Raw genomic sequence first — 21,068 nt, 5'->3', positions numbered from 1 at the left:
CCGATCCGTTACCGATGGCGACGAACCGTTGACTCTGGCGATCGCCCGCCACTAGCCTGCCGCGAGGTGCCGACCGACGTTCGACGGGGGAACATGAGCGGCTTCTATGTGGACCCAGCCGGCCTCGACGGGCTGTACAACGTGCTCCACCGCGCATCCGGCGACGCCGACGACACACTGCGGTACACCATCCAGCACTGCGAATTGGAGTTCGACGAACGCGGTTGGATCTCCATCTTCGCCGGCTCGCACGAGAGCGCGTACACGCGAATGACCGAGGCCCTGGAACGTCTCCGTGCCTTGACAAGCAGTGCCGCCACCCAGATCAACATGGCGCAGCGGGACTACGCCGCATCGGACACCTCGGCCGCCGCACGGCTGGACCAGGACTATCCCGGCGCTCAAGATCCGGCTGCAATTCGAGGCATGCTGGCCACCGGCCGAACCGACCTCTGGCCGACAACCGAGCGACCACCCTTCTCCGACGTAGCCGAACCGGCCCGCCACCTGGTTCCACCCAACTACGCCACTAGCATCGAGATGTGGCAGATCAACCCGCTGACGGACCTGATCAGTCCGGCTGCGTGGCTACGACAGGTCAGCGTGTGGCTTTTCGGCCACGACCCGTTCGAGGGCTGGGGCAGCGCGTTCAGCGGTGACTGGGAGTCGTACGTGCACTGCGCCGCCGCATGGCGGATCGTCGGTAACACGATATTCGACGTCGGCCGCAATCTGACCGCGAGCGCAGCCGGGGTCCCTGCTGTGTGGCGCGGCCAGGCCGCAGAAGCGGAGCAGGAGTTCCAGGTCGCCCTCGGGGCTGCCGCGATGGCTCTGCGCCCCGCCTGCGACCGATACGCCGACCTTTACTTGCAGGCGGCTGAGGCGGTCAAGCATTTCTACGCTGTGATAACCAGCCTGATAAGCAAGCTCATCGACGTTCTCATCATCGTCAACCTGGCATCGGTGGTCGGCACGGCAACAATCGAAACCGGGATCGGCGCGGTCGCCGGCTACAGCGTGGCAGCGTATTACGCATGGCAGGCATATGGCCTCTACAAGGAAATTTCGAAGATCTACGGCAACGCCGAAACCACTTTCCGAGGCATGGCAGGAACGATCGCGATGGTCAGGATCGGACTGGAGTTTGCCGCACTACCGGACCTCAAGGCATATCGGCACCCCGCCGGCTACCAGGGATAGGGCATGACCGACGACATCAGCCAGCAACCCCTCGCCCGCGCAGTGCTGAAGGCGCTCACTCGTACTCGCGGCGCAAACGACCCACTCGGATCGTTGGCCCGTTCCGTCCTTGGCGGAGAAGTCAACCTTCGTGCCGCTGCCGGTCACTCTTGGTACGGACAGGCGCTTGGCGACGCGTTCGCCGAGTCACTGGCCCAGAGAGACGACCTCGCGCCAGCCGAGCGTGTCGAGATCGATCGGCAGGCGGGACGGCTCCGAGACGCGGGGGAACAGTCACGCGTTGACGGGGACAGCACCTCTGGGAGTGTCCCGTCCGAGGACAGCGCGCGATGATCAGCCCCTGGAGACGCTGGCAGCTAGCTTTTCCGCTGATCGGGCTGAGCATGCTCCTGCTCGCCCCAGCCGTCTTTGGCACCTGGGCGTGGTGGTCGGAGTACGGCGTGGCGTACCGGGTACTGAGCATCGCCATGTGTGTGGTCATGACCGCCACGGTCGGCGTGGCGTTCTCCGTGGGCGTCAAGCCCGTCCGAAACGTCCCCTGGCTGCGAATCGGCCTCGTCGCGCTCGGGATGCTTGTGGCCGTCGGGTTGGCCGCAATCCGCGACTCGGTGTGACCTCCCGGGGTCGTCCCGCACGTCGCTTGGCGTGTAGACGATCGACCAGGGCCGCATCCGGTCCGGGGCGACGACCACCGGGGGTGTCGGCGCGGGACCGCCCAGGATCTCGGTGGCGACCTGGGCGAACGTCCCGGCGGCCGGGTGCGGCGACCGGACCGGCCAGACCGCTGACGTGCGTCGGCTCAGCACCGGTTCGGCGAGCGGACGCCAGGCGACCCTCGGCTCACGCCGGGCCGTCGACTCCGGCTCGAACGTCACGCAGTGCCGGCCGAGTACCAGGCCGAGCAGGAAATCCGGATTGCGGGCGTGCCGGATCCGTCGGGGTGTGAAGCCGGACCGACGACACACGTCGAGGATCTCGTCGTGCCAGCCGGGTGCGGTGGCACGGGGGAAGAGGACCAGGTCGTGACCGGTGAGGTCGGCGAGGGTGACCTCGCGGAGTTGGGCCAGGGGTGAGGCGCGCGGCAGCACCACCCCCAGCCGGACCGTCACGGCCGAACCGAACCGAAGCTCGTCGACCTCCACCGGGTGGTGGACCAGCCCGACGTCGAGCCGAGCCTCGGCGAGCATCCGGAGCTGCTCGGCGCTGGTCAACTCATGGAGGTCGACGTCGAGTCCGGGTGCCCGCTCAACCATCCGGGTCAGCAGCGCCTGCAGGGTGACAGCGGGGGTCTCCGGGGGTACGCCCGCTCGCAACGTACCGATCTCACCCTCGCCGGCCTTGCGCATCATCACCCGGATCCGCTCCTCGGCCGAGAGCATCGCGGGCGCCTCGACCAGGAGCAACTGCCCGGCGGTGGTCAGGCTGACCTGGCGCCGGGACCGGTCGAAGAGTTCGACCCCGAGTTCCCGTTCCAGCCGTTGGATCGCCTGACTCAGCGGTGGTTGGGCGATACCCAGGATTTCGGCCGCCCGCCCGAAGTGCATCTCCTCCGCGACGACAAGGAACTGCCGCAGGTGCCGCGCTAGGTCCACGGAGCCGAGGATATGCGTTCGGATATCAGCGCAGATCCGCTGGAGGCTACTGTCGTTGTCCGTGCCGACCCTGGAACGTATCAACCGAATCTTCACCGTCGTGGGTGTCGACGCCCAACTGCATGTGACAGACATCGACAGCGGAGCCGAGGTCGCGATCCGGGCCGACGAGCAGGTGGTGCTCGCCTCGGTCTTCAAGATCCTCCTGGTGTTGGAGTTCGCCCGGCAGACCGCGGCCGGCCAGCTCGACCCGACCGAGCGGGTCGTCGTCCGGGCCGAGGACAGGTTGGGCGGCTGGGGTACGGCGGGCTGCGCCGACGACATCGAACTGTCGCTGCGGGACCTCGCGTACTTCGCGATGTCGGTCACCGACAACAGCGCAGCCGACCTGCTGCTACGGCGGATCGGGCCGGACCTGCTGCCGCTGCTCGCCGCCGAGCTGGGGTTGACCCGTACCCGGATCGTCGGTGGACCACGACAGCTGCTGGAATCAATGTACATCGACGTCGGTGCCCGGGATGACGCCGAGTTCGTCAGGGTCTTCCCGACCCTGTCCGACGAACGGATCCGCTCCCTGCGGGTGCTGGACCCGGAGCGTACGACGTCCAGCACTCCCCGGGAGATAACTCGTCTGCTCGGGCTGATCTGGCGGGAGGAGGCCGGCCCGCCACCGACAGGTGCCCTGGTCCGGGACCTGATGGCCCGACAGGTCTTCTGGACCCGGATCGCGTCCGGCTTCCCGCCGCCGGTACGGGTGTCGGCGAAGACCGGCACGCTGCCCGGGCTGCACATGGAGGCCGGCGTCGCCGAGTATCCCGACGGCGGCCGGTACGCGATCGCGATCTTCGCCCGGATGCGGCAGCTCGACACCCGGCGGATCGACGTCGACCTGGCGATGGGCGAGGCGGCCCGGACCGCTGTGGAGCTCCTGCGCGGTCAGTGATCTCGATTTCGACCTCGACGGCGACCAGCCGCACGGCCGTGAGCAGGGCCGATATCCGTACACATATCGGCGCTTCGGGCCGGTGGTCTTGGACGGTGGCGGCCGGCCGGTGGTTGAGTTCCGGCACTCGTCCGCTCGGCCGGGAACACCACTGCCCGACCGAGCCTGATCGGAGGGACCTCGTCATGCCCGAACCTCGACTCGACCGCCGCAACCTGCTCCGGACCGCCGCCGTCGGCGCCGCCGCGACCGGACTGGCCGCCACCTCGGCCGCCGGACTGGCGACACCCGCCGCCGCGGTCGGGCGCTCGGCCCCGACGAGCCGGACCAGGACGCGCAGTGCCAGCGCCGCCGCGACATTCCGCTGGTTCGGTACGGCCGGCTGGCGGATCGACATCGGCCAGCGGACCGTGCTGGTCGACCCGTACCTGAGCCGGTACCGGACCGGTCTCTTCGACGGCGGGATGAACCCGGCGACGCCACTGACTGTGGCCGCCTCCACCATCGCCGAGCACGTGGGCCGACCGGAGACGGTGCTGGTGACCCACTCGCACTGGGACCACTTCAACGACGTACCGCACATCGCCACGACAACCGGGGCGCGGGTCATCGGCACCATGACGACCTACCAGCTCGGGCTGGCCTCCGGCATCCCGTCGGCCCAGCTCGGTCTGGTGAAGGGTGGTGAGGTGCTCGAATTCGGCGACTTCACCGTCGAGGTCGTCGCCTCCCTGCACAGCCGGAACGCGGCGTACTCGGTTGGTATCCCGGGAGTCCGGCTGAGCCAGCCGCCGAAGCCGGCCACGGTCGCCGACCTGCCGGAGGGCGACACCCTCGCCTACCAGCTGACAATCAAGGACGGCCCGAAGGTGTTCCTCATGGGCGCCAGCGACTTCGTGGAGCGCAACGTGACCGGACTGGCACCGGACATCGCCATGATCGCGATGGCGTCCAGCGACGCGACGCACGCGTACCTGCCCCGGCTGATCGAGGCCCTGGACCGCCCGGAGATCGTGGTGCCGGTGCACTGGGACAACTTCGAGACGGAGTTGAAGAATCCGCCGCCCGCCCTGCCGGCCGACCGGCAGCGTCTGGAGACGATGGTCGAGACGATCCGGCGGGTCGCCCCCGGGACCAGGATCGTGGTGCCGGAATACCTGACCGGCTACAGGTTCGCCTGACCGGCTACCCGCTGCACGTCAGTGCGTGCCCGGCGAACCTGCTGGGCACGCACCGAGCGGCCGGTCGACGCGGCGGATCATCCGGCCGGTTCAGGCCCACGCCTCGGTGGTCGTGGTGACGGTACGGTCGGTGTCGGCGGCCTCCTCGATCGCCAGCCCGATCAGGTGGTCCTGCGCCCCGTCGGCGAGCGGGTACGGCGGCTGGCCTTCACCGCGTACCCATGCGGCCATGGCCTGCAGCATGCGCGCGGTGGCGATCTCGTCGTCGTTCCAGCGCTGGCCCGGATAGGGGTTGCGGTACAGGACCTCGGAACCGAGGGTGATGGTCCCGGTGTCGTAACCGTCGAGGTCCAGGTCGTGACCGGTCTGCCGCCGCACCAACGGTGTGCGCACGATCGTCCGGGGTGCCGCCAGGTGGACAATCTCGTCGTCGCGCAACTCGCCGTGGGTGCCCCGGACGAGCAGCCGCCGGAACCGTAGCTGGTTACGTGACTGGTTGTCGGTGAAGTCGTAGAGCCCGGAGCGACCGTGGCCGAAGTCCAGGGTGGCGATGGTGGTGGTGGCCGGCTTCGGTGTCGGGTCGTCGGTCCAGCCCTGGCGGGTCTGCGGGTCGAGCAGCGGTGCGGTGGTCCGGCTCGCCCGAACGGTGGCCGGGTCATGACCGACACCGAGCAGGCCACGGATGAGGGAGACGGCGTGGTACTGGTGCGTCGAGGAGACCTGGACCTGGGTGGGCGTACCGATGATGCCGGAGCGGACGGCCGCCGCGCGGGCGGCGTGTGCGGGCATCAGCAGATACTGTTCGGCGACCTGGACCAGGCCGGATCCGCCGACCTCGTCCCAGAGCCGACGCAGTCCGGCGACATCGGACGCGGGCGGGGTCTCGGTCAGCACCGGTACGCCGCTCGCCACCGCCGCAGTGACAACCTCCGCGTTCACCGCTCGGGGCAGGGCGGTAACCAGGAAGTCCGGCCGGGCGGTCGCCAGGCAGTCGGCGAGCGAACCGAAGTACGGCACCGGCAGTGCCCGGGGTGTGGGGACCACGGCCCCGACGCAGGTCACGTCGGGCAGCGCGGCGGACAACCGCCAGAATGCCTGCGCCCGCCAGCCGAACCCGATCAACGCAAAGGACGTCTCGCCTGCCATCCGGGCAACCTTAGGGCATCGCCCGGCAGGGTGTCGGTGGTGTCGGCCCGTGGGCGTTGGGACAGAAATCGGCAGCCCGAGCAACACACCGACACGACATCTGGTGTTCGTTTTTCTCCGCCACCCCATATATAGTTCGTGACGCAACTGGTTCAGCCGGGCATCCAGCCGGTTGAGGCAACAGGGAACCCGGTGTGAATCCGGGACTGCCCCGCAGCGGTGAGTGGGAACGACCGCCGTCACAGAGCACTGGGAGCACCGGCGTCCGCCGGTCACCTGGGAAGCGACGGCCAGTAGGAGGACACGGGTTTCCGTGGCCGTGCCCGCGAGTCCGAAGACCTGCCAGTAGCGCCGCGCCCGGCGAACCGCGCGCGGCGGTCCGAGACCGCGTGGGACGGTCGACGGCTGCGACGCGCCCCCGTGGGCTGCGCGTCTCCGCCTGCCTGCGCACTCGGACCTCGTCCACGACGAGTACGAGGAGTGACAGGTGACGGTCACGGAGATGGTGACGGGCGAGGGTGGTCCACTCGCACCGGGGCAGCGCCGTACCCAGATGCACGTACGTAAGCGCAACGGTGCGACCGAGCCGGTCGACGTACAGAAAATCGTCCGGGCGGTGGCGCGGTGGGCGGACGACCTGACCGAGATCGACCCGCTACGGGTGGCCACGAAGACGATCAGCGGCCTCTACGACGGGGCGACCACGGCCGAACTGGACCGGCTGTCGATCCAGACCGCCGCGGCGATGACCGGCGAGGAGCCGCAGTACTCCCGGCTCGCCGCCCGGTTGCTCGCCGGATACGTCGACAAGGAGGTACGTGGCCAGGGCATCGCCTCGTTCAGCCAGGCGATCCGGCTCGGTCACGAACAGGGGCTGATCGGCGACGAGACGGCGCGGTTCGTGTCGGTCAACGCCCGCAAGCTCGACGACGCGATCGATCCCACGGCCGACCTGCGGTTCGAGTACTTCGGACTGCGTACGGTCTACGACCGCTACCTGCTGCGCCACCCGGTGACCCGGCTGACCGTGGAGACCCCCCAGTACTGGCTGCTGCGGGTCGCCTGCGGACTCTCCGAGACCCCGGCCGAGGCGATCGGGTTCTACCGGCTGATGTCGTCGCTGGCCTACCTGCCCAGCTCGCCCACGCTCTTCAACTCCGGCACCGCGCACACCCAGATGTCCTCCTGCTTCCTGGTCGACTCGCCCCGCGACGAACTCGACTCGATCTACGACCGGTACGCCCAGGTGGCGAAGCTGTCGAAGTTCGCCGGCGGAATCGGCATCTCCTGGTCCCGGGTACGTTCCCGGGGTGCGCTGATCCGGGGCACGAACGGGCTCTCCAACGGGATCGTGCCGTGGTTGCGGACCCTGGACGCGAGCGTGGCGGCGGTCAACCAGGGTGGCCGGCGCAAGGGCGCGGCCTGCGTATACTTGGAGCCGTGGCACCCGGACGTCGAGGAGTTCCTCGAGCTTCGCGACAATACCGGTGAGGACGCGCGACGTACGCACAACCTGAACCTGGCCAACTGGATCCCGGACGAGTTCATGCGCCGGGTCGAGGCTGACGAGGTGTGGTCGCTGTTCGACCCGGCCGAGGTGCCGGAGCTGCCGGACCTGTGGGGCGACGAGTTCGACACCACCTACCGGGCGGCGGAGGCGGCGGGCCGGTTCGTGCGTCAGGTCAAGGCCCGCGACCTGTACGGACGGATGATGCGCACCCTGGCCCAGACCGGCAACGGGTGGATGACGTTCAAGGACCCGTCGAACCGGCTCTGCAACCAGACCGCCGAACCGGGCAACGTGGTGCACCTCTCCAACCTCTGCACCGAGATCGTCGAGGTCTCCGGCGACGGCGAGACAGCGGTCTGCAACCTCGGCTCGGTGAACCTGGCCGCGCACCTGGCCGGCGACGACCTCGACTGGGAGCGGCTGCGTGAGACGGTGCGTACCGCGGTGCTCTTCCTCGACCGGGTCATCGACATCAACTACTACCCGAGTGCCGAGGCGGCGGCGAGCAACCCGCGCTGGCGGCCGGTCGGGCTCGGCCTGATGGGCCTGCAGGACGTGTTCTTCGCACTCCGGATGCCGTTCGACTCCGAGCCGGCGAAGGAGCTCTCCACCCGGATCTCGGAGGAGATCTACCTGACCGCTCTGGAAACCTCGGCGGAGCTGGCCGCACGGTTCGGGCCGCATCCGGCGTACGCGCAGACCCGGGCCGCCCGGGGCCAGCTCCAGCCCGATCTCTGGGGGGTCACCCCGTCGCAGACGGAGCGCTGGGCGACGCTACGGGAGCGGGTGGCCGCCCACGGGCTGCGTAACTCGCTGCTGGTGGCGATCGCCCCGACGGCGACGATCGCCTCGATCGCCGGCTGTTACGAGTGCATCGAGCCGCAGGTCTCCAACCTGTTCAAGCGGGAGACCCTCTCCGGCGAGTTCCTCCAGATCAACACCGCCCTGGTCCGGGAGCTCAAGGAGCGTGGTCTCTGGACCGAGGAGATCCGCACCGAGATCAAGCGCGCGGACGGCTCGGTCCAGGGTCTCCCGGCACTGCCGGCGGAGGTACGGGAGCTGTTCCGTACGGCGTGGGAGCTGCCCCAGCGGGCGCTGATCGACCTCGCCGCCGCCCGCTCACCCTTCGTCGACCAGAGCCAGTCACTGAACCTGTTCATGAGCGCCCCCAGCATCGGGAAGCTCAGCTCGATGTACCTGTACGCGTGGAAGTCGGGACTGAAGACCACCTACTACCTGCGTTCCCGGCCGGCGACCCGGATCCAGCAGGCCACCGTGGCGATCAACCGGCCGGCGCTGGCCGTCGACGCCGAGGCGCTCGCCTGTTCGCTGGAGAACCCGGAGTCCTGCGAAGCCTGCCAGTAGCCGTACCCACTCCTGCCCACGATCCTGACGCACAGTGAGGCACCACGATGACCAGCACGGCAAGAACCACGATGTTGCTCGACCCGGGCATGGACCTGACCCTGCGCCCGATGAGGTACCCGCACTTCTTCGACCGCTTCCGGGATGCCATCAAGAACACCTGGACGGTCGAGGAGGTCGACCTGCACTCCGACCTGGCGGACCTGGATCGGCTCTCGCCGGCCGAACGGCACCTGGTCGGCCGACTGGTCGCCTTCTTCGCCACCGGCGACACCATCGTCGCCAACAACCTGGTGCTCAACCTCTACCAGCACGTCAACTCCCCCGAGGGCCGGCTCTACCTGTCCCGGCAGCTGTTCGAGGAGGCCGTGCACGTCCAGTTCTACCTGAACCTGCTCGACACGTACGTGCCCGACGAGGGCGAGCGGTTCGCCGCGTTCGACGCGATCGAGAACATCCCGTCGATCCGGCGCAAGGCCGAGTTCTGCTTCCGCTGGATCGACTCCATCTTCGAACTGCGTGAGCTGAGGACCCGCGAGGACCGGCGGGCGTTCCTGCTCAATCTGATCTGCTTCGCCGCCTGCATCGAAGGGTTGTTCTTCTACGGCGCCTTCGCCTACGTCTACTTCCTCCGCTCCCGGGGGCTGCTGCACGGGCTCGCGTCCGGCACCAACTGGGTGTTCCGCGACGAGTCGATGCACATGGCGTTCGCGTTCGACGTGGTCGACACCGTACGTCGGGAGGAGCCGGACCTGTTCGACGACGAGATGGCCCGGCAGGTACGGGAGATGCTCGCCGAGGCGGTCGAGTGTGAGGTGCAGTTCGCCGAGGACCTGCTCGAACAGGGTGTCTCCGGGATGTCCCTGCCCGACATGCGCGAGTACCTGCAACACGTCGCCGATCGGCGGCTCGCCCAGCTCGACCTGCCCCCGTTGTACGGGTCGAAGAACCCGTTCGCCTTCATGGAGCTCCAGGACGTGCAGGAGCTGTCGAACTTCTTCGAGCGCCGGGTGTCGGCGTACCAGGTGGGTGTCAGCGGCACGGTCAGCTTCGACGACGACTTCTGAGCGGCCGGGGTGGGTGGGCCGTCGGTCCACCCACCCACCGCCCGCTCCCCTCCGGTGGCGGGATTCCGGCTCCGGGTCGGCGCGGCCATGGGCCGGATCCGACATGATGAAAGGCGTGGATTCCTCCCTCGACACCTTGCCGAAGATCGGCGCACCTGCGACGCGTGCCTTGAACAACGCTGGTTACACGGTCCTGGGTGACCTCGCAGGGGTGCCGCGCGCCGAGCTGGCCAAGCTGCACGGCATGGGGCCGAGAGCGCTCGGGATTGTTCAGAGTGCGCTCGAGCAGCACAACCTGAGTCTGGGTTAGCAGACCGACCGGGTCGCCGTCGCCGGTGTCGGGCTTCCTTGAGGGGCCTGGCTGGTCGCGTTCGATTTCGGCGCAATCGCGCCCATACGACCCTCTCGCCGGGTAGCTTCGGTGGGACGATCGGTGCCTCCAGCACGGATCAATGAACGTACAGCGGCCTCCGTCCTCACCGAGTTGGGCGATCCCTCGCCCTGACCCTGGACCATGATCGAGCCGTGCTCGGCGCCCGCGACCTGCGGCCGAGCACAACCGGCTCGGGTCCGTCGGCGAGGCCGCCGGGATGACGAGGCTGACGGAATGACGAGGAAAGGACCGCTCGCCCACAATTACCCGGCGGTGGCGGCGATGGTCGTCGCCGCGCTGGTCCCGTACCTGGTCGTCTCGGTGGCGCTGGATCCGCTCGCGCCGATCATCGCCCGGGATCTCGACATGAGCACGGCGCAGACGAACCTGGCGGTGGGCCTGGCCAACGCCGGCTATGCGCTGGGCACTGTGCTGTCGGTGCAGGCCGCCCAGCATCTGCCCCAGCGCCGGATGATGCTCATCTACACCACTTTCCTCGTGGTCGGCTCGGTGTTCGCGGCGGCAGCGACCGAGCCGGTGCTGTTCATCGTCGGGCACATACTCCAGGGCCTGTGCACCAGTCTCCTGTTGATCGCTGCCGTACCTCCGCTGGTCACCGGGTTCCCGCCGTCGAAGCTCACCCCGACGGCAGTGATCTTGAACCTGTCGATTTTCGGAGGGGTCGCGTTGGGCCCACTGATCGCCGGGGTCCAAGTTGAGGCAAACAGTTGGCGGCCGCTGTTCTGGGTGATCGCGGCGATCGCCATCGTGGCGCTGCTGCTGTCACTGCTGACCTTTCAGGATGTGCCGGCGGCCGACCACACGGCCACGCGTTCCCCGGTCGCCGTCGTACTGGCCACTGCCGGCTGTGTGGCCGCGTTCTACGGAGCCTCACAGTTCCTGCCTGGCCGATCTCTCGACACCGCCACGCTGGCGCCGCTGGCCGGAGGCTTGGCGCTGATCGTCATCCTGCTGATCCAGCAGTACCGCGCCAAGCGCCCGTTACTGATCCTGCGCCCCCTCACGAGCACACTGCCGGTGGTGGGGATAGTGGTAGCCATGTCCGCGGCGGCGACCTCCGTGCCCGCGGTCGCGTTGACGGGCGTCGTGCTTCGGGATCGGTACTCGCCCCTCGAGCTGGGACTGCTCTACCTGCCTGAGTTCGCCGGGGCGGTGATCGCGGCGATCGTGTTCGCGAAGCTGTTCACCACCCGAGCACTGCACTACTTCGCGCTGGTGGGGATGCTCTCGCTGATCTCCGGTATCGCACTCATCGCCGCCAGCGTCCCACCCAGCACCACCCGTACGCTGATCGCAACGGGGCTGATCGGCGTCGGCGTCGGCGCGTCGGTCACCCCGGCGCTGTTCATCGCCGGCTTCTCGCTGCGCAACGCGGCTCTTCAGCGGGTCTTCGCGATCGTCGAGCTGCTGCGGGCGGTGGCCGCGTTCATGATCGCGCCAATCCTGCTCTACGTCGCCGCGACCGTCGGCGACAGTCCCGTGGAAGGCGTCCGCGTGGCCCTCTGGATCTGCCTCGGCGTGTCCGCTGGCGGAACGCTGCTCGCGGTCGCGCTCTACCCGCTGGGCGGCCTACGCCCGCCATCTCCGGAGGTGCAACGCTGGTTCGGCGGCGAGTCGGCGTGGGACTCCCCGCCGCTGCTCGCCACGATCCGCCGCTCCACCACACGCCGGCCACCGAGTGCCGGAGCGAGTCCGTCGGCATGACGCGACCGCCACCCGACAACCAACTCGTCCCGCGCATCGACCGCACCCGGTGACAGGTTGTAGGTGACTTTCGTCAACCCCGCCCCCCGTCGTCCCCATCGGTCACTGTGCGCCTACCAGCCGATCGCCCCCGGCTGTTGCCGTGGTTCCGGATACTCCGTGTTCCGACCGGCGCGGACCTCCTCCGCCCAGCGCAACTGGGCGCAGCCGCCCGGGGTGCACTGCCAGCAGGTTCCGGGCCGATAGATGTTCCCGCCCGGCTGGTGCTGCGCCCACGTCAGATCAGCGGCCATTCGCAGGGCGGCCGGGTCGGTCCGCTCCTCGTTCCGGCTCACAACGCCTCGTCCGGTCGAATCACCAGCGGGCCGTCCCGCTTGACCAGCGCCCGTTCGACGGCAGCCAGGGCGACGTACTCGGCAATGCATCCTCGGCCGCAGGTCGGGCGGCAGTCGCCCTTGTGGCCGGACACCCACATCTCCTCTTGCTTGCCGTCCGGTCCGGTGAGCCGGGTGTGGATCCGGTCGACATCGCCGAGCCGGATCGTGCGACGTGTCGCGGCCGGGACGCCGAACCTGACGTACCACTCGCCCGGTTCCAGGACCACGACCAGGTCGCGCAGCACGACGCCGCGCAGCACGACGCCCATCACCACTCACCCGGCTTGGTCAGGCCCTGCACCTTGGTCAGCGCGGGACACCCGGTGTCGGTGCACTGCTCGCACCGGCCGCCGTTGGCGTGCTGGGCGGTGACCCGCAGCGCCTCGCGCACCATCCGCTCAGCGTCACTGGTCATGCCGGCCACCGCCCGGAGTTCCGCCGGGGCATGGCCGGCCGGGCACCGTACCAGCGGGAGCCGCCGATCGCCGCCGCGCCCACCGCGAGCGTCACCAACTCCAGGGCCGACCGCTCCACCACGGGCGTCGGCGTGGGCACCGGCGCCGGTGCCGGAGCGGACTGGTCGCCCGGCGCCGCCTCATCGGGGTTCAGGAACCACTTCCGTCGCGTGCTGTTCATCGCCCACCTCAGGTCAGGGAGGTGCGGGGACGTGGTACGAGCGAGCCGGCCGACCACGCCCCGCACGATCGGGGTGGGCACGACGACCCCGCACACCCCTCACTGAAAGGTCGTCGCGCCCACAAGTAGCGTCGCCTCTGGCTACGGTGGGCGAAAGCTGATCAGTGTCCGCCACCTCACCCGATCCGTCCGCAGACGACGTTAAGCTCCGGCGATGAGCGACTACCTCCAGGTGGCCACGGCAACCGAGACACGTGCCGCCGCCGTCGACCTCGCACAGTCCGCAGTAGCGGCACGGCTGGCCGGCAGCGCCCAGGTGATCGGTCCGGTCGTCAGCGTGTTTTGGCACCTCGGCGAGCAGGGCACCGCCGAGGAGTGGCGGCTGCTGCTCTACACCACGGCCGACCGGTACGACGCCCTGGAAGCACACCTGCTGGGACGCCATCCCTGGAGTAACCCCCAAGTCGTCGCTACCCCGATCGTCGCGGGATCTAGCGAGTGCCTGGAGTGGCTCCGGCAATCAGTCGGCGCTGCTGGGCCCACTCCCTAGCCACGGCACGCAGGTCACCGACGCACGGCAGTGCTGCGTAGGGAGCGAGGCGGCCGAGGAACAGGTCGAGCCGTTTCGCGGGCCGGACTGACCCGACGCCGAACGAGAGGCGCATGGCGCGACCGGCGGTGACGCATGCCTGCTCCGGTTCGTTCGCGTCGAGGTACGCCTCCGCAAGCCACGTCAGGTAGAGCGCCTTGTCCCGGGCGTGGGTGTCGTCGTATGCGGCGAGGACCTGCCCGAGGACGGAGATGGCCCGCAGCGGCCGGTGCAGCACTGCCCAGCAGCGGCCGGTCATGATCTCCATTTCGCTCCGATCGACCCAGTACACCCAGTCCGGGTCGGGCCGGTCGTCGGCCTCCGTCAGACAGTTCTCCGCCAGACCGAGGTGCCTAGCCGCATCCCCTGCCTGGCCGGCGATCGCGTGGGCCCACGCCTTCCGGCTGTGCAGCAGCGCCCGGACGCCGGGCGTCGCGTCGTCGCCCGCCGTTTCAACGGCCGAGGTTGCCGCTGGCACGCCAGGTCGGCCGAGGGCCAGTTCCTGGTAGGCCAAGAACGCCATCGCGTTACCGGCCAGCGCCGAGTCTCCGGCGCCCCGAGCGGCATCCAGGCTCATCCGGTAGAAGTGCTCGGAGTCGACGTACCGACCCGCGTCGAAGGCGGCCCAGCCAGCAAGCTGGGCCTGCTCGCCGAGGACCGTCAACAGCGCGGCGCCGGTGGCCTCCGAGAAGCTACCGCCCTGCGCTAGCCGGCGGGTCGACTCGACCTCTGCGGCAAACACCTCGTAGGTGTCCGCCCCACCGAGGTAGTCGTCAATCCGCCGGAGCCGCGCGGTGCGCTCCGTCAACTGCACGGGCAGATCAGAGCCCACCTGCCGGCCGTGGTCAAGCACCAGGTGTGGGAGCGCCACTGCGATGCCGCCAGCGACGAACTCACGGCGGCCGATCCCGCCGTCTGCGGACACCAGTGCGGACAGCTCGCCCCTAGCACCGAGGGCGTCATCGATGCGTCGCGCCGCCTGGTCGGTAGGTTGCTTGAGACCCGTTTCCAGCTCGTGGATGTAGGACTTGGCGTAGACGGTCAGCTTGGCCAGGTCGCGCAGCGATAGGCCCCGGTCGGCGCGGAGCTGGCGCATGCGCGCCGGGAACGATGGATCAATGGTGCGGGCCACCGGTGCCTCCCAGGTAGGGCTGAGGCGGCAGCACGCCGGACCCTACCCCGGCGGACCGCCACTTCGGACGGTACATCGAAGCTAACGATCGCGAGAACCCGTACGCTCATCACGGCACGATCGGAAACCGCTAGGTTCTGTCTCACGGATCATGAATCTCGTTCGTTAGACCCTTTGTGGCGCCAGGAGATATCAGTAATCACGAGTGGGCCGCACTGGCGCCGTTGCTGCCAACGCAGCCGTTTCGGGGGGGAGTCAGTGGCGGGATCATCGGCAGGTCATCAACGCTTCGGAGATCGGCGCACCGGTGCCTGCGGAGATCGCCGGCACCGGTGCGGATCGAGATCGGATGCGATCAGTTGGAGGTCGCGCCGCCGGAACAGAACCTGCCGTCCGCCGGGTTCAGCGGACTCTCGTAGCAAGCCTCGAACCACGAACCCTCGGAGTCAGCGCCGAGCAGGGATGACCACCGCATCTCGCCGCCATTGACGACGAACTTCCGCGTTGTCAGGCCGGCCCGGGGATGGCTTCGGTAGAAGACAAGATCGACAGAGGACCAACTGCCCGAACTGTGTGAGAGGCGGGCGAAGTACGCGTGGCACCCAGCCGAGTAGACCAGTACGACTCGATCACCGTCCTGGCTCACGTCACGTACCTCGTCTGCCCCGGCGGTGTCGCAGTCGGTGACGTCAGGCCACTGGTCGTCACAACCCGACGCATAGCAGCGGCCGGTCTGCCAGTATTGCGCGGAGCTCTGGTTGCAACCCCACAGGTTCAGGTCGACGCCCTGGCTGAAGTTGCTGCCGGGTACGTCGATACAGACACTCGTATCGTTCCAGGGCTTGATGAGGAACCACTGTTGGGCGTAACGCGGAATGCCCCAGCGCTGGTTGGAACTGCCATCACAGTTCTGCACCTCGACCCTCGCCCCCCACTCGTTCCCGCTGCGGCCCAGGCAGAGCCACCGGTTGTAGCCGGGGTGAAGGAACTGTCCACCTTCTGCGGCGGCCTCCTGGAACCAGACCTGATTGGAGCCGCTGTTGTCGCCGTAGAGCTGAGCTGCGGTACCGGCACCGCCAGCACCACCGATCTCGAGAACCTGGTTGTAGTCGCCACCGGCGTGGAAGGTCCACTTGGCCCAACTGCCGGGAAACGCGGGGTCGATGGGCGGTGCCGCCGAGGCGGCGCCCACCGGGATGACCAGCGTCACGACGAGCGCAGTGAGTACTGCGGCAGTCGTAGCCAGTAGTCGGCGGATTACTCGCACCTTGCTTCCTCCTGAAAACGTTGTTCGGATGTGCGTGCGGTCAGCAGACGTAAAACGTGTACGGTGCCGCCGCTGGTGGGTCAGAAATGAAGGGAATGGTCAGATATGGGGCGCCGACACTGACCGGGTGGCCACCGCCGGTGTTGTAGATCCCGGTCGGGATCGAGCAGCGCCTGTACATGGAGGACAACATGCTGCCCTCGGCACCGTTCTCGCCTTGAGGGACCAGACGTAGGGAGGTGGAGCTGACCGAGTAGTAGCCGTCGATGTAGTCCCACGCCCCGCCCAGTTCGCTGGAGTAGAACGGATACTCGTCGCACTGCATGCCGGTGGGCCGGGGCCCGTTGTCGTCCAGGGCACGGCACGGATTGGGCCGGTACGGAACCGTATCCATCCAGCTACGATTTGGCAGGACCTTGGCTTTCTCGGTCTCGCTGACCCGGTTCAGCTGAACCCAGGGTGGATTCGCCACGATGGCTTCCATGTCGTTGATGGCTGCACCGGCGGCGTTTCCGGTCGTGGGGAACAACATCGGCATGGTCATGCACGGGTCGCCGACAACGCCTCCCCGAGCCGTCAAACGCAGGCAGGTCTCGGCGGCCTGGAGGGCCTGGGCGGGCGTGACCACCCAACGTGCGCCTACTGGCGGACGCGTGGCGACGTACGTCTCGATGCGCTGCTGCACCGCCGCCGCCGTACTGACGCCGTGCAGTTGGGTGTTGACCAGGGCTGCGAGCTGCTGGTGGCCTTCGGCGGTGGGATGGAAGCTGCCCCGGCCCGGTGCCTCCTGTCCGCTGCCTGGTGCTGCGTTGGCGATGAGCCCGTTGCTCCACTCGGTGGTCCAGAATCCGCAGGCCCAGTGCATGTTCCCCTCTCGCCAGGCCTGGGTCGGGTTGAGGAACCGGATGTTCACCCCGTCCCTGCGGACCTCGTCGACGGAATTGGCGATGGCGATGGTCAAGAGGTCGCCGAGGGTGTTGAGGAAATGCATGCTCTGGGTGCTCAGCCCGGTGCAGCCGGCAGACAGCGGCCGGTCGGCGAAGAGCTGCGGGTAGCCGAGGACGAGGATCTCGGCGTTTGGTGCCTTGGCCCAGATGGCCCGGTAGGTTGCCTTGAGGTGCTGGGGCAGTAGTTCCGACAGCAGCCGCTTCTCGTAGGTCTTGAGCGCCTCCGGGTCGACGCGCCCGTTGTCCCTGGTCAACTTGTGGTCGTCGGCGAAGCATCGGTCGAACGAGGCGATGCAGCTACGCATGATCTCGGCGAACCGGGCGTCGTTGCCGCCGATGGTGAGAGTGACCAGGGTGGTGTCCTCGTCCAGGTAGCCCTGGTTGACCTGGAACACCTCGCCGCTGCGCTGGTATTGACCTCCCCACTGGCCACCGAAATCACCCCAGACGGTGTGACCGTCGATGTCGCTCTGCTCGGGCGGATCGTTGCCCGCCGACACGCTTACCTCCGGGGTGACCGCACCGGAGCAGGCGATGAAGGCGAATGCGGCCGTACCCTCGGCGGCTTCCTGGGCGATGGTCTTGGTGTGTCCGGGCTGCTTGACCTGGGTCGGGTAGGCGCCGGTCTTCGACCGGTGGCAGGCGTTGACGTCGCCGTTGGAGCGCTTGTAGTCACTGTTGGCGAAGTACGGCCCCACCCCTTCCCCCGAGGAGTAGGAGTCGCCCATCGCGACGTAGACCGCGGACGGCTTGCTGGTGGGCACGAAGGCGACCGCGTCGAAGGCGACGTTGTCCTCGCCGACGCCGTCGGCGGTGTCGGTGCTCAACCGGACGCTGGCATCGCCCGCCAGGGGGAACACACCGAGGTCGACCCAGGTGAGAGCCTGCACCGCCTGGTTGACGACGCGGTGGCGGGTCTTGCCGTTGCCGAGGTTGATCACATAGTCGGCCTGCCGGGTCCAGGCACCCTGTTCCGGCAGGTGGACCATCACCCGGGTCCAGCCGTTGATCGGCGAGCTGGGCGTCCACGTGCCGGTGACCCGCTGCTTACCACCCCGCATGATCGCAGTACGGGTGTGGCCGAACCAGAAGTGTCCACCGAACCCACTGCCGAGCTGGTGGAAGTCGACCTTCGACGGGAAGAGGCCGGTGGCGTCGGATGCGAACTCCAGCTCGAACGTCCCAGCCTGTGCACCCGTGCCCGGGCAGTTCGGTCGTACGGCCGGGACGTCGGCGGGCACGTCGTCGATGATCAGCGCGCCGGCAGGCAGCCCCGTCAGGTCGCAGCGGGGCGGGTACGAGGTGCCATCGTCCTGGTAGACGTAGCCGGGATCGAAGCGCAGCAACTCGAAGCCGCACGTGGCCGCGCAGTTCGGCTTCCAGGTGACCGGCCCGTGATACCAGCACTTGAGGTCGTACTGACCGGCGGCGTTGGTGTGGGCGCAGGGGCCGGCCGGCTCGCTGCCGAGGCCAGGTTCGCTCGGTTGGTGCTGAGCGCCGGGCTCGCAATCGTTGCTGCCGTCACAGAAGGCGTTGACCGGCGGCTTGACCGCCGCCCGGTTGACCCCGCCGGCCGGCGTGCCGCCCAGCCATTGGGCGGGCCGGAACTGGTACACGAGCGTGTTCGGGGCTTCCAGCACCTCGATCGGATGTCCGGCGAAGCCGAGCACCTTCTCCGGGTACGGCCAGTCCTGCGGGTTGGCCGCGTCGGCGGCGGAGGACTCCAGGAACGCCCTGCGGTTGGCCGGGTAGTTCGGGTTCGCCGGGTTGTTCAGCCACCCCATCCCCCACGCCCCGTTGTTGGCCGCCGCCTCGCTCTGCGGGTGGAAGCCCGAGTTGTACGCCCAGATGGCGAAGAACCAGTTCTCCAGATACATGGAGTTGCCGCCGTTGACGACCAGCCCGGCCCGGCGGGTCTCGTTCCACTTGGCCTGGAGGATCTGCAGACCGGCGGCGATGTTGGCGGCGAAGTCAAGCGCCACCGCCCGCTGAGTCTGGTACGGCAGGGCGGCATCGTCACCGGGCCGCTCCCGTCCGGCCATCCGCATGCGGTCGGTGACCTGCATGATGCCGTACCCGCAGTCCGCGTCGTCGAATTTGATGTCCCAGTCGTCACCCTCGTCGTCGTTGTAGATCTCGCGGCCGTAGTAGTTGCCGATCAACGGGTTCGCGGTGACACCGGGCGCGGCATAGCTGGGTGCCTGCCAGGTGTTCGACTCCTGCGCAGCGATGCCGAGCAGTACCTGGGCCGGGACGAACCCTCCGCCGTCGAGGGGAACCGGCGGGAAGAGTCCCTGCGGCGTGTACGCCGGCATCCCCAGGTTCTTCCAGTCCGCTGGCCGCTGCACCGTCAGCACACCCCGTACGGCCTGGTCGGCGGCCCACTCGACCTGGCGCGGCTTGGGTTGCAGTACCTGGTTGCGCGGGTCGTTACGCGGCACCGAACAGGTCCGCTCCGCCTCCACCGGATCGCTCGCCGAACCGGCGGCGAGCCGGGCGGCACTCGGCCCACCCCGGTCCAGGACCGGGTGGGCGACGCGACCGGCACCGGTCCGGTCGGCGACCTCGGCGGACGGGGCCGCCGAGAGTTCGACCCGCTGGCCGGTCGCCCGAATCGTCATGGTCAGGTCGACTCGACGGGCGGCCGATCCGGCGCCGCCCGACCCCAGCGAGTCCGGCGCAGTCGTCGACCCGGCACGGGTGATCACCGCCTCGCCGAGGGTGGAGACCCGTGCGTCCCTGGCCATAGCCAGTATGTGCACCGGTCCGCTGGCCGTCGCCGCCGGCCGCTGCACCTCCCCGGTGACGAACACCCGGCCGCCCGCACCGGCAACGAGGTCAACATCGGTCAGCTTGCCCCGGGCCACGGAATGCACCACGACCGGCACGGCAGCGCGCCCGCTCGCCCCCGCCCCGGACACCGCGCCCGCGTCGATTCGGCGGACCAGCCCGGTGTCACCCTCGCGGTCCATGAAGACCACACCGCCGTCGGAGCCGGCGACCAACCGGAAGGGCACTCCGATCGTCCGGGCCACCTCGGCCCGTACGCCCTTCTCGTCGACTCGCACCAGACGGTTGGCATCCGCGGCCACCACACCGCCGCCCTTGATCGGGACTGCGGAGGTCACCTGACCGGAGAGGGTGATCGGACGAGCCAGCTTGCCGGACACGGCATCGACGCCAATCAGCCGGGTCTGCGCCGTGCCGTCACTGCCCGGCTCGCCCGCGTCGCGGCCCTGGGTCAGCACCGCGCTCTCGTCGACCCCGCATCCGGGGCTGTAGTAGGCCAACGAGGACAGCACCGGAAGCTTTGTCACCGCACCGGTGTCGAGGTCCACCACGGCGGTGAAGGCGCCGCGTTCGTACAGCTCGGCGCGGTTTGTAAAGGTCCTCGGCGCGTACGTGACCACGAGCCGCCGGCCCGATCCGGTCACGCAGGCGTTGCCGATCCAGCGATCGGTGTCGAATCCCGGCTCGGTCAGGGTGGCCGCCGTCCGCCACCGGTAGCCCGCTCGGGCGTCCGCCACCAGGACGTGCAGCCCGTCGGCGTCTCCCGAGGTGGTCCATGCCCGGTCGGCCGAGGTCCGCCACCCCTTGCCGAGCACCGAGTCGCGCTGCTCGGGCGCGACGTCGGACCGTGGGCCCGGATCGGCGTCCAGCGTGGGCACCGGTTCCGCCGGTGAACCCCGATCCGCCCACGCACCCCGGGCGGGCACCGTCATGGTCGAGACCACGACGGTTACCGCCAACGCCCCGTACCACCAACGCCGTCTGCCGACGCCCTGACCCCGAACGGTCATCCTGCCTCCCCTGGCCGGCCACCATCCTTGATGCAAGATCCAGAGGAATCCTTGTGAGAACCTGCAATCGGCTGCTCAGGCCCTTCGGGCGAACGCCGGCAGACAGCGCGGTGGGAGCAGTGGCGATAATCGACAACCGGCGACGCGTGCCACCGCCGGCGACGCCGGGCCAGGCGGCGAGCACCCGCGCTCGGGCGACGTGCTCCTGGACGGTGTGA

The 21,068-nt window shown here is 68.7% G+C and carries 17 protein-coding genes and 1 riboswitch; of the genes, 8 read left to right on the top strand and 9 right to left on the bottom strand.

Annotated features, from left to right (window positions below; genetic code table 11):
* Positions 1-66: 66 nt before the first annotated feature.
* Positions 67-1,200, top strand: a complete 1,134-nt coding sequence (locus BDK92_RS31765) for a hypothetical protein (protein WP_147457190.1) — start codon at positions 67-69, stop codon at positions 1,198-1,200.
* 356 nt (positions 1,201-1,556) lie between these two features.
* On the opposite strand, the gene BDK92_RS31755 is transcribed toward BDK92_RS31765, so the two are convergent.
* Positions 1,557-2,792 carry a LysR family transcriptional regulator gene (locus BDK92_RS31755; RefSeq protein ID WP_246017357.1) on the bottom strand — a complete coding sequence of 412 codons (1,236 nt, stop codon included), beginning with the start codon at positions 2,790-2,792 and terminating at the stop codon, positions 1,557-1,559.
* Positions 2,793-2,853: 61 nt separating this feature from the next.
* On the opposite strand from BDK92_RS31755, the gene BDK92_RS31750 reads away from it, so the two are divergent.
* Positions 2,854-3,735: a serine hydrolase gene (locus BDK92_RS31750; protein ID WP_121160053.1), complete on the top strand. Its 882-nt coding sequence runs from the start codon at positions 2,854-2,856 to the stop codon at positions 3,733-3,735.
* A gap of 185 nt (positions 3,736-3,920) precedes the next feature.
* Positions 3,921-4,916, top strand: a complete 996-nt coding sequence (locus BDK92_RS31745; protein WP_121160052.1) for an MBL fold metallo-hydrolase — start codon at positions 3,921-3,923, stop codon at positions 4,914-4,916.
* Between the two features lie 90 nt (positions 4,917-5,006).
* Here the strand turns inward: BDK92_RS31745 and BDK92_RS31740 are convergent, their stop codons facing one another.
* On the bottom strand, positions 5,007-6,062 hold the full coding sequence (locus BDK92_RS31740) for a Gfo/Idh/MocA family protein (protein ID WP_121160051.1): 1,056 nt from the start codon (positions 6,060-6,062) through the stop codon (positions 5,007-5,009).
* A gap of 131 nt (positions 6,063-6,193) precedes the next feature.
* Positions 6,194-6,423: riboswitch (cobalamin riboswitch) on the top strand.
* A 141-nt stretch (positions 6,424-6,564) separates the two neighbouring features.
* Between BDK92_RS31740 and BDK92_RS31735 the strand changes: the two genes are divergently transcribed.
* The 4 genes from BDK92_RS31735 (at position 6,565) to BDK92_RS31720 (ending at position 12,102) form a co-directional block, all read left to right on the top strand.
* Positions 6,565-8,937: a ribonucleoside-diphosphate reductase subunit alpha gene (locus BDK92_RS31735; RefSeq protein WP_121162758.1), complete on the top strand. Its 2,373-nt coding sequence runs from the start codon at positions 6,565-6,567 to the stop codon at positions 8,935-8,937.
* Between the two features lie 47 nt (positions 8,938-8,984).
* Complete coding sequence (locus BDK92_RS31730; protein ID WP_121160050.1) at positions 8,985-10,004, top strand: ribonucleotide-diphosphate reductase subunit beta; 1,020 nt, start codon at positions 8,985-8,987, stop codon at positions 10,002-10,004.
* 106 nt (positions 10,005-10,110) lie between these two features.
* Positions 10,111-10,314, top strand: coding sequence for a helix-hairpin-helix domain-containing protein (locus BDK92_RS31725; RefSeq protein WP_246017599.1), 204 nt, complete (start codon positions 10,111-10,113; stop codon positions 10,312-10,314).
* Positions 10,315-10,611: 297 nt separating this feature from the next.
* Positions 10,612-12,102, top strand: a complete 1,491-nt coding sequence (locus BDK92_RS31720; RefSeq protein WP_121160049.1) for an MFS transporter — start codon at positions 10,612-10,614, stop codon at positions 12,100-12,102.
* A 113-nt stretch (positions 12,103-12,215) separates the two neighbouring features.
* On the opposite strand, the gene BDK92_RS31715 is transcribed toward BDK92_RS31720, so the two are convergent.
* Genes BDK92_RS31715 through BDK92_RS31705 form a run of 4 tightly spaced genes read right to left on the bottom strand, consistent with a single transcriptional unit; the run spans position 12,216 to position 13,115 of the window.
* Complete coding sequence (locus BDK92_RS31715; protein WP_121160048.1) at positions 12,216-12,437, bottom strand: hypothetical protein; 222 nt, start codon at positions 12,435-12,437, stop codon at positions 12,216-12,218.
* Positions 12,434-12,748: a hypothetical protein gene (locus BDK92_RS31710; RefSeq protein ID WP_147457189.1), complete on the bottom strand. Its 315-nt coding sequence runs from the start codon at positions 12,746-12,748 to the stop codon at positions 12,434-12,436. The genes BDK92_RS31715 and BDK92_RS31710 overlap by 4 nt, the downstream gene beginning before the upstream one ends.
* On the bottom strand, positions 12,748-12,894 hold the full coding sequence (locus BDK92_RS39350) for a hypothetical protein (protein ID WP_170208760.1): 147 nt from the start codon (positions 12,892-12,894) through the stop codon (positions 12,748-12,750). Before BDK92_RS39350 ends, BDK92_RS31710 begins: the two co-directional genes overlap by 1 nt.
* On the bottom strand, positions 12,891-13,115 hold the full coding sequence (locus BDK92_RS31705) for a hypothetical protein (RefSeq protein WP_147457188.1): 225 nt from the start codon (positions 13,113-13,115) through the stop codon (positions 12,891-12,893). Before BDK92_RS31705 ends, BDK92_RS39350 begins: the two co-directional genes overlap by 4 nt.
* 214 nt (positions 13,116-13,329) lie before the next feature.
* Between BDK92_RS31705 and cutA the strand changes: the two genes are divergently transcribed.
* A complete protein-coding gene (cutA, locus tag BDK92_RS31700; protein ID WP_121160045.1) occupies positions 13,330-13,665 on the top strand; it encodes a divalent-cation tolerance protein CutA in 336 nt (111 codons plus the stop codon).
* On the opposite strand, the gene BDK92_RS31695 is transcribed toward cutA, so the two are convergent.
* The 3 genes from BDK92_RS31695 to BDK92_RS31685 form a co-directional block, all read right to left on the bottom strand.
* Complete coding sequence (locus BDK92_RS31695) at positions 13,607-14,800, bottom strand: helix-turn-helix domain-containing protein (protein ID WP_121160044.1); 1,194 nt, start codon at positions 14,798-14,800, stop codon at positions 13,607-13,609. The two genes, cutA and BDK92_RS31695, sit on opposite strands and share 59 nt — an antisense overlap.
* A gap of 391 nt (positions 14,801-15,191) precedes the next feature.
* Positions 15,192-16,103: an RICIN domain-containing protein gene (locus tag BDK92_RS31690; RefSeq protein WP_147457187.1), complete on the bottom strand. Its 912-nt coding sequence runs from the start codon at positions 16,101-16,103 to the stop codon at positions 15,192-15,194.
* A 40-nt stretch (positions 16,104-16,143) separates the two neighbouring features.
* Positions 16,144-20,850 (bottom strand): golvesin C-terminal-like domain-containing protein, encoded by a 4,707-nt coding sequence (locus tag BDK92_RS31685; RefSeq protein ID WP_121160042.1) that lies wholly within the window; start codon positions 20,848-20,850, stop codon positions 16,144-16,146.
* Positions 20,851-21,068 lie beyond the last annotated feature (218 nt).

It is taken from the genome of Micromonospora pisi (assembly GCF_003633685.1).
Lineage (GTDB): Bacteria > Actinomycetota > Actinomycetes > Mycobacteriales > Micromonosporaceae > Micromonospora_G > Micromonospora_G pisi.
This window is presented reverse-complemented; position numbering and strand designations above follow the sequence as displayed.